Source organism: Enterobacter cloacae complex sp. P2B (genome assembly GCF_014895985.1).
GTDB lineage: Bacteria > Pseudomonadota > Gammaproteobacteria > Enterobacterales > Enterobacteriaceae > Enterobacter > Enterobacter bugandensis.
In genome coordinates this window covers 20,685-32,543 of record NZ_JADBQQ010000020.1, presented here as the reverse complement: position 1 = coordinate 32,543, position 11,859 = coordinate 20,685, and the positions used below count along the sequence as shown (strand labels likewise).

Sequence of the window (11,859 nt, the reverse complement as noted above, 5' to 3'; positions counted from 1 at the left end):
TTAATTGTTCCATGCATTATTATAGGGCTGCATTTGGGTCATCTCCTGCCAGAGATTTTCATCCCAGTTACTGGTTACATCACGATAATAGTCAGGAGCCTGTTGGGACAGTGCCAGGAATGCAGCCATCTTCGGAGCCATCCAGAAACCTTCTGGCTGCACTAATCCATGCAGCGCAAATGCAATACGATCTTCCTGAGTGGGCAGTCCACATATCATTGCCTGCACAAGCAATGCATCTATTTTTCGACAACTTTGCTGGCGCTGCGCCATATCGAGATTGGGTGGCAATTTTTCCAGGGCAAGGTTTATCTGCCCACAACGCTGTAATTGCGCCAGCGGAATTTCTGTTTGGTCTCCGGGCTGGCAAGAAACTCGAGCCGGGAAAGCCAGTGTGTGCCACTCTCCCTCCAGCCAGAATGTCCAGTACGGTATTTCCTGGGCTGGTAGATGGTTAAACAATTGCCATGGGCTCAACATCCAGTGCAGATGAAACAACACTCGTGGATCGTAATAACGCAGGATATGTCCCTGTTGGTTTGTATCCTTTAAAAACAGCGCATTCACCAGCAGATTACGTACAATATTTGTTGGGCGTGAGCTGGACAGTAAAAGGACACTCGTCGGCGGTGAAGTTGGATCTGCGCATCGCGAAAGGTCAGCCATCAACGTCTTCCACTCAACAGATGGAAGCTCATGCAACGGTATCAGCCACGGGTAAAGATGGGCTTGTGGTGCCAGCATCGGCGAAACCAGTTCGATAAGCGGCCAGCTTTCCGGCAGTTCTGGCACCCGCATACGGTCAATAACTGCATATTGATGGTCCGCCAGTTGCAAAGGCTGCTCCAGGTAATTAATCATCAGTCGTCCTTAGCTCAACGGTATGGTCGCATCACCCTTGCCTGAAGCTTCTGAAGCCATGGATTCGCAGGCGGTAAATTTCGGATAGGGAACATCCAGTTTCGCTGGTCCCGCATAGTCAAAATCAGCACTTTTTACTTTAAAGCAACCATTGGTACCATGTTCAATTTTGGCCGGTTCAATCGTCAGATAAGAACCACCGCACTGCACGGTAATTTTCTTTTTCGCCGAGATAAGGATTTCATCTTCTGTACTGGTAATGGTTAATCCTTTCGCTGCTGTAATTTCAACCCCGTCAGTTTGGGCCTGCATTTCGATTTTCCCTGCCGCCGCAATCAGTTTCATTCCCATCTCATGTGCAAACACCACCACTGCTTTTTTAGCAACTAAGGCAATACGTTTTAGCGCTGATATTTCCGTATTCCCACCTGCAGTTAATATCTGATTCTGGTTAGCACTGAACTGAATATGCTGAGGCGTGGAAAGTGCAATTCCCGCTGGTGCACCCGCCACAATCACTGGCTGTTGCAGGGTATCCACACTTTGCTGTAAGAAACTTTGTTGTGTGTCATTATCCAGTGAATCGATATTTGCAGTTTCCAGGAGACTGGAGAGTGATTCAGCCAAAGACAGGGCGTCGGATAGCTGGCGCTTAACCGCTGCCATATCCAGCACCTGGCCCTGCGCCTTCGTCTGACCGTCCGCCGAAATGAATATCCCTTTCTGCGCCCGTATCGCACCCCAGCTGTCCGTTCTGAGCTCAAAGCCCTCGCCGCGCTGCTGTTTTTCGCTGTCAACCAGATGCCCGAGGTTCAGCTGGCTCTTGCCGCCGTACTCCGTGCTGACCTTGATGTGCTCTTTTCCGCGCTCGTCGTCGAGGCGGATTTTGTTGTTCGCCGGGGTGCGCAGGACGTTGCGTTTGTAGTTCCGGATGGTGACGTGGTCGCCGTGCGCCGAGTCATGCAGCACGCCGGCAATGTACGGCCGGTCCGGGTTACCGTCCTCAAAGCCAATCGCCACCTCGGTGCCCGCCAGCAGCGGCAGGTGCAGGCCGTAAGTGTCCCCGGCATACGGGCGTGACTGGCGCACCCACAGGCTTTCGAATCCCGTCTCCCAGCTGTCACGATCAAACAGCATGTTGACGCGGTAGCGCCCGTCCTTATCGATATGGCCGTAGGTGTCATTTTCAGTGGTACTGGTGACGCGGGCCGGCAGCGTACCGGCCATCACCGGACGTTCTCCCGGCTCGGGGCGGAAGCTGAAATCCGGGCTGTCCGGAATACCGTCAAAACGAAGGCTGAAGTCTTCATCCCGCCGCGCGTGGGTCTGCATCGCCGTGATGACCACGCCCTGCGCAAATACCTCCGCCACTTCATACCCGCCGGTGACTTTGAGCAGCATCCCCGGAGAGAGCGCCGGACTGCTGGTGATGGCCCGGGTCCGCGTCTGGCCGTTCAGGTAGCGCTCGTGCCGGATGCGGGCATAAAACGCCCCGGACTCGGGTGCCGGATTACGCTCATACGCGCTACCCGGCGTCAGATAATTGTCGGCATAGTGATACGCTTCTCCGTACGTGGTCGCGTCCCCCCGGGTGACGTCAACCAGCGTATTCATATCCTCTGTGGCCTGACGGTAGTTGTAGTCCCGGGTGCTGACCTGCTTCTGCACCACGTTGTGATGGCTCTCCATCCCCCACACCGAATCCACGCCATGCGAGTGCTGGCCTGACGGCGGCACCGACGGCAGGGTCAGGCCTTTCTCGTACCCCTGCTGGCTGTCGTAAAACTCCACCACGTCGATGTTCAGGCGCATGTCGGTGGTGAAGCGGAACCAGATACCGACCTCACCCAGCAGGCGGGTGATAAAGTGCAGGTCATTCTCGCCGTACTGCATCACCTGCTCACGGCGCGGATACTCTTTAGTGAGCGAGAACAGAAAATCCTGGCCGCGCATACCGTGACGTTCGCGCAGGATTTTTTCCACGATTTGCGGGACCGACATGTCCTGGTAAATGGCGTTCTGGTGCGAGCGGTCGAGCAGCGCCAGGCGTGGCCGGAGCGTCAGGGCATAACGGGTTTCGTCTTTTGATGTGCTGAGGCGTTCAAAGCCGGTCACCACCCCCTGAAGGGTGCGCACGGCCTGCTGCACTCTGATGCCGTAACCCTGGTCTACCGGGGCCTGCAGCGTCAGGGAAGCCCCTTTCATCAGCATCATCTCTTTGCTGATGGCGTGGTTACCGCTGGTGAATTCAATACGGTAGCGGAACGGTGTGCTCAGGGCTTCATCGCCTTCAAACGCCAGCACGTCGAGCGCGGACTCACAGCCTTTCACCGCCAGCAGGTGGTGGTTATGGCTGAACCTTAACGGAGGATTATTACTCATGCGTCCACTCCCTCCTGAACGTCAAATTCCAGGCCAATGCCCTCTTCTTCGCTCCAGCTCAGGTGTAACGACCGTGGTTTTTGTCTGTCGGCCATACGGGTCAGCAACTGCTGGCTCAGCACCGGCAGAATTTGTTGATTCAGCAGGCTGTCGATATTGCGCGCCCCGGTATCCGGCAGCAGGCAGGCGGCGGTCAGGGCGTCATACAGGCTCTCATTAATCTGCGTGGTCAGGCCGTAGTGGCGATGCAAGCGCTTGCTAACCTGTAACAGCTTCATTTCCACGATGGTACGCATGGCCGCTTCCGCCAGCGGACGGTAAATCACGGTCTGGAAGCGGGCCAGCAACGCGGGCTGGAAGTGGTCACGCAGGATCGGACGCAGTAGTTCGTGCAGATCGCCTTCGGTGGATTCAGGTTGTTCGTCCAGCAGCTGCATCAGATGGTCGCTGCCGAGGTTGGAGGTCATCAGAATAACGGTGTTACGGAAGTCGATTTCACGCCCTTCGCCATCACGCATAAAGCCACGGTCGAACACCTGGTAGAACAGGTTCATCACGTCGCGGTGCGCCTTCTCCACCTCATCCAGCAACACCACGCTGTACGGTCGCTTACGCACGGCTTCGGTGAGAATACCGCCCTGACCGTAGCCAACGTAGCCCGGAGGGGAGCCCTTCAGCTGGGAAACAGTATGAGGCTCCTGGTACTCGGACAAGTTGATGGTAATCAGTGATTTTTCACCGCCGTACATCACGTCCGCCAGAGCCAGGGCGGTTTCGGTTTTCCCCACCCCACTCGGGCCCACCAGCAGAAACACGCCCTGAGGGCCATTCTCGGAGGTGAGACCCGTTTTTGCCGCACGCAGGCGCTGCGCGATGGCCGCGAGCGCCACATCCTGCCCGACCACACGTTTGCCAATTTCATCTTCCAGGGTAAGCAGTTCGGTCTGCTCATCTTTCATCAGTGATGACAGCGGAACGCCTGTCCAGTCAGCAATCACATTGGCAACGGTGCGCACATCCACATCTAGCGAGAGCAGCGGGTTGCTGTGCTGCATGCCGTGCAGTTCCTGCTGCAGCGCGTGCGTCTCGCTCTGACGGGAGATGTCCTGGCGGCTTTCCAGCAGTTGTTCGGTGAGTTTCAGTTCCTGCCCGTATTGAGTTTCAAGCTCGTCGAGAACAACGATAAGATCGTTCTCTTCCTGCTCAATGACGGTCAGGCGTTCACCATGGCTCTGATTGCCGACAGCAATATCTTCCAGCAGTGCCTGCTTCTCCATTTCAAGAGAGGTGATCTGCGAGCGAATGCAGGTCAGCTGCTCCGGCACGGTGTCGAGGCTCATGCGGACGCGCGCTGCGGCGGTGTCGAGCAGGTCAACTGCCTTGTCCGGCAGCTGGCGACCCGTCAGATAGCGGCGAGAAAGCGTAACTGCCGCGCGCACCGCATCGTCGGTAATGTGCACGCTATGGTGCTCGGCGTAGCGGGATTTCAGACCGCGTAGCATCAGGCAGGCGGTGTCATCGTCGGGCTCATCCACTTTTACCATCTGGAAGCGGCGCTCCAGTGCGGCATCGCGTTCAAAGTACTGCTTGTACTCACTCCAGGTGGTGGCCGCGATGGTCCGCAGTTCGCCACGCGCCAGCGCTGGTTTCAGCAGGTTCGCTGCATCGGCGCCGCCTGCCTGGTTGCCTGCGCCAATGATGGTATGCGCTTCATCAATAAAGAGCAGGACAGGCACAGGCGATTGCTGCACAGCATCAATGACGTTTTTCAGGCGCTGTTCAAACTCACCTTTCACGCCCGCGCCGGCCTGTAGCAGGCCCAGGTCGAGGGTACGCAGAGTGACCGTTTTCAGGGATTCAGGCACATTGCCCTCGGCAATACGCAATGCCAGACCTTCAACCAGTGCGGTTTTCCCCACGCCCGGCTCGCCGACCAGAATCGGGTTGTTTTTGCGGCGACGAGAGAGGATGTCTACCATCTGGCGGATTTCTGTGTCACGGCCAAACACAGGATCGATCTTTCCTTCCTTCGCTTTGGCGGTGACATCAAGGGTGAATTTATCCAGCGCGTTCTGCAGCGCAGGACTCAGTTCCCCCTCTTCCATTTCCTCACCAGCCGGACGCCCGACAAACTCCACCTCACCGCCGTGGTTCTGTGCCAGTTCAGCTTCGCGCTGCATTTCCGGACGCTCATCCGATTGCGCATCCAGCAACGGTCTCAGGCGCTCCAGCTGGCTCTGCCCAAGCGTTAACAACGGCCAGAGGCCGTCACAACGAGCCAGTTTTGGTTTTTCCACCAGCGCCATCAGCAGATGGACGCTGCGAATGTGCTCTTCACCATTGAGTGAGGCCAGTAGCCAGGCTTGCTGCATCAGAGTCTGGATGTCTTCTGAGAGCTGGGGCCGATGGCGCACGGAACGAGGTTGTTTATCCAGCCAGCCGAGCAGATCCTGCCAGATGCCATCCATATCCCACTCGTAGCGGCGTGCCAGCACAGTGAGATCCCCCTCGCCTTGCTCCAGCAGCTTCAGCAGCCAGTGCTCCGGCAGAATTTCGGCATGGGCACGGGTCTGGCAGAGCGATGCCGCCCCTTCCATCGCGCGGGCGCAGTAAGGGTTCAGACGACGTAACAGGATGGCTGGATTTTCCATGAGATTCTCTCTTTGTCGGTTCCTGGACACGCTACCGCCCCTCGCTGTTCACCAAAGCGCATAAGGTCAGGCAGGCAGGTTGTATTTTCTTTGCTGAGCGCCCGCGTCTCAGGCGCTCAGCAAAAAACTGCGGGCAGGAAAAACCTGCCCGCATCAGGATTACGCGGTGGCGCGTTCGTTCCAGGAATCGGAATGAATGATGTTGCCGTCTTTGTAGGTCCAGGTGATTTTTTCGTAACGCAGCTCGATCTGCTCAAGGTGGTTATGCTTCTCGAAAGAAGGATCCTTGATGTCGTGCATTACCGGGTTCACTTTCACCACCTTGACGTTTTCAAGTTTGGTGTTGAAGTACTCCACTTCCTGGCCCGCATCGTTGATTTTGTACCACTTGAACTGAGCGGATTTCAGGGTCTGACCCGTGGTCACCGCCTTGTACAGGTACGGGCTGGAGGAGTCGATTTCCTTAGTGAACAGGAACGGCGTGTGGATACGGGTCCCGGTCAGCTTGCCGGTGTTGTTATCGGTCGGGATGTACAGGTTGTGCTGCTGTGCCACCACTTCGATGCTGCCTTCACGATCCTGAACGTCCACAGACCCTTTAATGTCCGCGCCGCCGTCGTCCTTCAGCCAAAGATAAACAGGAATTGCCATGTTAATTACTCCGTTTTATTTTCTGAGACGCCATCATCCTGCGATGACGCCGGGTGTTTGCCGGGTATCTGACAGGCATTGGCCTGCGGTACCAGACTGATTTCGACACGACGGTTGAGCGCCCGCCCTTCCGGAGTGTCGTTGGTTGCGGCAGGACGGCTTTCGCCATAGCCCTGTACCGCAAAACAGCTTTCCGGCACGTCGCCGGTGTCACGCATCCAGTTGCGTACCGCTTCGGCACGTTTCAGGGACAGCGTCTGGTTCAGTTGTGGATTGCCGGTGTTATCGGTATGCCCTGACACAACAATCAGCCAGCCCGGTTTTGCTTTGATACCGACCAGGGAATTGACCAGCAGCTTCGTCGAACCGGGTTTAAGGTCGTATCTGCCGGTATCGAACAGCGACATGCTGTCGAGGCGCACAATTTTCGGTACTGGTTTGGGCTGCGGCTGAGGTTTGGGGGGCGGAGGAACATACGAACGGATGGCCTCCAGCACCGGCATCCGGAGTCGCTCCCCCTGATAAAGCCCCAGGCCTAATCGGGCCGGTACGCCGTTACGCGCCTGGTCATCCAGCAATGCCGCATCCTTGTGCAGGACGGCAACGGCGTCGGCTTTCGGACCGTAGTCATCCATAGAAATGCGATCGTAACGGACAATATCGAAGCTCACGCGATGCAATAGCTGGCGATTATTCCAGCCACTACAAAGCAGCGCGGTGATAGCAGCCAGGGTGAAAATGCCAAGGACGCAGCGCCAGGTCCGGGCACGGGGAGTGAGTCCTCCCCCTTCCGGTAGCTGTGGCAGGATGAAATCCGGAAGTGGGGAGATCACCGTACTGTCCGTTCCCACTGGGTGCCAGCCAGACACCTGCTGCATGGCGGTATGACGCGACAACCACGCCGTCCAGGCCGATGACGCAAGGCTTCCGGCAAGAATCGGCCCCATTCCCCACAGCATTGCTGCAGGTGCAATGGCCGGAACATCAGGATTATCATCGATGAATACCGCCTGGACATGCTGATGGAACCAACTCATCAGGCTATTCATCAGCACCTGCTGCTGCATCACAGGCGCACCGCCGGTGGTGACCCATGCGGCAATTGAACAAGGCGCATTCGACTCACGCCAGACAGTCCACCCTTCACCCGGAATAGCGGCCTGCCAGAGCATGTCATCCGTCATCGCACTGCCTATCTGACCATTCAGAATCAATGGCACAGAATGTCCCGTTTCTTTACGCAACTGACTAATTTGCCAGCGCAAAGCCAACAGACGACTTGTCAGGGCTTCGCTGTCGACATGTTTCTGCGGACAGACACTGACCATCACCGACAGCTGACGCCCCCAGTCCGGGCGCTGCAACAGTACCTGACGGGCCACCTGCTCCAGATCCTGATGATCCTCAACGCGGATCCAGCATCCCTGCGTGACGGTCAGTACCGGTGACTGTTGCGGCCAGGTCAGAGGCATATCACCACAAACCAGCACCACAGGTTGACGGTAAGTGGTTTCAGGAAGGTCATCCAGACGCAGGCTGGCGTCATGCTCCGCACGAGGTCTGGCGATATACCAGAACGCGACGATAACCCCGATCATCGCCAGCAGAACGAGCACTGAAGCCAGCCGGGATAACGGCAAAAAAGCCAGGCATACCACAGCACTCAGCAGGGCGGCCCACAGCGCAAGCCCGCGCTGTTGTACAGGACTCATTTTATGACTCCCGGCAACAGGGTCAGCAGCATCTGATCGAGCCATTGATCCAGTCCCCACCAGAGCGCGGCAAGAACAATCACGCTCAGGCCGATACGAGCGGGCCATGACGCCAGCCAGCCTCCCGTCCCCCGTCCGGTGCGACTCTCTGCCAGAACAGGGTGAGTCTGCGGATAGCTGAACGGCGTAACACGTTCATTGAGGGCGCTGACCAGCTTCTGACGCTCAGGATCGCTTAGCGAGCGGTAACTACCCAGAAAACCGAGCATCATTACCCGCTGAAAGCAGGTCAGTACGGCATTGTCTGGTGCAGGTTCACGCAGCACATCGCGCATCCTGTCACACAAGGTGTCACCGGCATCCATCGTGCCGAGGAAGTGTCCCTGCAAAGGAATGTCATACCACTGCACACAGGCATCATCCTCTACACCGCGGCCTTTTACCGCTTCATCAAGCAATGCACATTGTGCAGTGAGGATATGCCTACAGCTGGCTTCATCGAGCTCACTCGCTTTTAGTTCACGCTGAACGCGCTCTACATCAGCGATACAGCGTTCCCATAAGACCCGACCTTCACCTTCCTGAAACAGCGGGCCATGGCGAAGGCTGATGACCTGAAGCCAGGTATCCTGCAGCAGTGCGTCAATATCAACAGGCACGGCAATGCCGCGTTTACGCTCACTCATGTTCTCAGTACCGCAAAGAGTTCAAGTTCAGGCTCACCAAGCATGCCCGGGACGTAAAACATGCATGTCCCGCTCTGGAGCATTTCGGCCGCCAAAGGATGCGAGAGGTCGAGACTGAAATACTGATTTTCCAGGCGCAGCGGAATGGCGGCTGGCACATGACGCAGCGGCATCAGCGGTACACCCACGCGGGATGAGTTGACGATCCCACGCACATGGTCAGGACTGCCCACTTTACACTGGCGCGGGAACTGTTCCTGCAACTGCGCCACCGGTATCGGCGACCGTACAGAAAGATAGTAATCCGCTCCTTCGCGCAGACGCGGGTCATGCAGGCGAGCCTGCCAGAAGTGCAGTCGTGGGTCATAGTCGAGCGTCAGAGCCACCACGCGGGACGGCAGACTGGCTTCAAGCAGATCGCTAAGTAAATCAAACAACGGCGGAAATACCGCGTTGAGTTGCTCATGATGCCAGACCGGAATGGCGTTCACCTGGTGCTCCAGAGAAAATGTCAGCAAGCTCCCCGCCAGGCGAGAAAGCTCCGGATACAGACGTTCCGGTGGGCTTTGCAGGTTACGCTGGAACTGACCAAGCACGGGCTCTGCGCTGTTCAGCGCGTTGAGTAGCCAGAAAAGCGATACATCTGCCACGGCAAAGTCAGCCATACGCTCATTGCTTTCGCGCCGCATTGCCATCAGACGACAGAGTCGAGCCCGCAGTTGGGTCATTAGCTGTTCCAGTTGCGTCACCAGCCAGCGGCTGCCATGAATGGTCAACAGAGGGGGGAGAAACGTCTCATCTAATTGCCATGCACCCTGCGAATCTTGCTGCAGGCGGGCGACCGGACAAGTCAGATAATCGCTGTTGTTCTGATGGTCAAAACGCAGCGTCAGTTCCGGTTGCATCACCGCAATCTGACGGGTGTCTTCCCCAAATGCATTGCGCACATCCCGCCAGCGCTGGCGATAACGCACCGGGCGCTCGGCCACTTCATCGGGTTTAAGGCAGTTACCGCCATTCGCCCGCAGAAGCGGAAGCGCCAGCATCACCGTCACTTCCTGCGATTCACTTTCAAGCGACAACACAGGCGGCAGAGAATCTGCATTGTCTGTATCAATCAGCGTTCCGTCCTGAAAACGGACATGCAGATGACGGGCCTGGAGACGTCCAAGCTTGAGAGATTCCGGTTCGAAAGTGGCGTCAATGACCCCCCAGGGTGAGATGAGTCCCAGCCGGGCAATACATTCGGCAGACCAGGCCGCATACGCGACCTGTTGCTGAAAATGCTGGGGAGAAACCATAATGCCCCTACCCCATAACGGTTGTTCCGTTTTCATCGGCTTCCTGCCTGTTTTTACGATTTCGCTTTCGGCATCTGGGAAACCAGCGACAAATTGACGTCCATCCCTTCCACCTGGAAGTGCGGGATAGCGTACAATTTCACGCGGAAGAAGCCCGGGTTGTCCTCAATGTCTTCCACCACTACCTTCGCGTCACGCAGTGGGTGAGACGCCTGAAGTTCATCGCCCGGATCGGTCATTTCGGTCACCAGGCTGCGGACCCAGGTATTCAGTTCCAACTCAAGCAGTCGGCGATCCTTAGTGGTGCCAATGTTTTCGCGCTGAATCAGCTTCAGGTAGTGGGCGATACGCGACAGCAGGAAGATGTACGGAAGACGCGCATTGATGCGGCTGTTCGCCGTTGCATCTGCGGTGTCATACAGCGCCGGTTTCTGCGTGGAGTTAGCCGAGAAGAAGCAGGCATAGTCGCGGTTTTTGTAGTAGGACAAAGGAATGAAGCCCAGATTCGCAAATTCGAATTCACGGGTTTCAGGAATCATCACTTCGCTCGGGATTTTTACCTGATTGCCAGTACCGAGATCGTACAGATGGATAGGCAGGTCCTGAACCGCACCACCAGCCTGTGGCCCACGGATCTGTACACACCAGCCATTATTGATAAAGCTGCGCACCATGTTGGACGCAAAAGCAAACGATGCGTTGGTCCACAGGTATTTGTCGTGATCCGGACCTTTGACTTCTTCGACATAATTGAAGCTGCGAACCGGAACGGTATCCGGACCATACGGCAAACGACCCAGTACGCGGGGCATCACCAGACCGATGTAGCGCGCGTCGTCCGTATCGCGGAACGATTTCCACTTGATGTACTCGGCGCGGTCAAAATAGTTACCAATATCTTTAATCGCCGCAACGTCTTCCATTGACTCCTTGAGGAAGAATTTCGGGCCTGCCGAGCCGATAAACGGCATATGTGCCGCAGCAGAGACTTTAGAGATATTGCGCAGCAGAGCGACATCCTGCGCTGAAGCGTCGAACTCGTAAGCGGAAATCAGCGCCGCAATCGGCTCGCCGCCCGGGGTATCATATTCGTCGATGTAGGTGTGTTTATACAGACCACTCTGGATCACCTCCGGACAGTCTTCAAAGTCCTGGCGCAGGTCTTCTTTAGACATACTCAGAAGCTCAATTTTCACATTCTGGCGAAAATCGGTTTTATCCACCAGCGACTTCACACCGCGCCACAGGCTCTCAACCGCCTGAAATTCATCATGGTGCATTACAGCGTCCAGCTGGCGGCTGATCTGAAAATCAAGCTCAGCGATATGGTGATCAATCAGGCTTTTATCCAGTTTTTCGACTTTCGAGCCTGCTTTGGTCAGACACTCCAGAAAGACCTGCATACCTGCAGTCAGACGTTCATCGGCGGTGGCATCCGACATCGCCTGCGCATCTTGCCAGATATCCAGCGCGCTCAGCTCAGAGACCGGGCTCAGATTGATTTTCTCAAACAGGGAAGCGTAAACCCCACCCGCTGCTGGGCGCTCCAGCACCACGCTTTCACCGCCAGTAATATTATTTTGTACAGACATGAGCATTCCTTGATTAATCCGTT

At 56.3% G+C, this 11,859-nt stretch carries 8 protein-coding genes and 1 pseudogene; all 9 read right to left on the bottom strand.

Annotation, left to right across the window (positions count from 1 at the left end; translation table 11 throughout):
• Entirely contained in the window at nucleotides 1–861 is an 861-nt protein-coding gene (locus tag IM313_RS17310; RefSeq protein ID WP_192971238.1) for a DUF4123 domain-containing protein, read from the bottom strand.
• A 9-nt stretch (nucleotides 862–870) separates the two neighbouring features.
• The gene (locus IM313_RS22800) at nucleotides 871–1,527 is read right to left on the bottom strand and encodes a DUF2345 domain-containing protein (RefSeq protein ID WP_370528517.1); all 657 of its coding nucleotides are present in this window, start codon (nucleotides 1,525–1,527) and stop codon (nucleotides 871–873) included.
• Nucleotides 1,524–3,243, bottom strand: a pseudogene (vgrG, locus tag IM313_RS17305) (type VI secretion system tip protein VgrG); the annotation flags it as partial. The gene IM313_RS22800 and the pseudogene vgrG, both read right to left, overlap by 4 nt.
• On the bottom strand, nucleotides 3,240–5,894 hold the full coding sequence (tssH, locus tag IM313_RS17300; RefSeq protein WP_049000925.1) for a type VI secretion system ATPase TssH: 2,655 nt from the start codon (nucleotides 5,892–5,894) through the stop codon (nucleotides 3,240–3,242). The pseudogene vgrG and the gene tssH, both read right to left, overlap by 4 nt.
• Nucleotides 5,895–6,053: 159 nt before the next feature.
• Nucleotides 6,054–6,545, bottom strand: coding sequence for a type VI secretion system effector Hcp (gene hcp / locus IM313_RS17295; protein ID WP_192971236.1), 492 nt, complete (start codon nucleotides 6,543–6,545; stop codon nucleotides 6,054–6,056).
• A gap of 5 nt (nucleotides 6,546–6,550) precedes the next feature.
• Entirely contained in the window at nucleotides 6,551–8,257 is a 1,707-nt protein-coding gene (locus IM313_RS17290; RefSeq protein ID WP_048959739.1) for an OmpA family protein, read from the bottom strand.
• A complete protein-coding gene (gene tssL, locus IM313_RS17285; protein WP_041908837.1) occupies nucleotides 8,254–8,943 on the bottom strand; it encodes a type VI secretion system protein TssL, short form in 690 nt (229 codons plus the stop codon). Before tssL ends, IM313_RS17290 begins: the two co-directional genes overlap by 4 nt.
• Nucleotides 8,940–10,280, bottom strand: coding sequence for a type VI secretion system baseplate subunit TssK (gene tssK / locus IM313_RS17280; RefSeq protein WP_049000934.1), 1,341 nt, complete (start codon nucleotides 10,278–10,280; stop codon nucleotides 8,940–8,942). Before tssK ends, tssL begins: the two co-directional genes overlap by 4 nt.
• A gap of 17 nt (nucleotides 10,281–10,297) precedes the next feature.
• A complete protein-coding gene (gene tssC, locus IM313_RS17275; RefSeq protein ID WP_049000936.1) occupies nucleotides 10,298–11,842 on the bottom strand; it encodes a type VI secretion system contractile sheath large subunit in 1,545 nt (514 codons plus the stop codon).
• Between the last annotated feature and the right edge of the window lie 17 nt (nucleotides 11,843–11,859).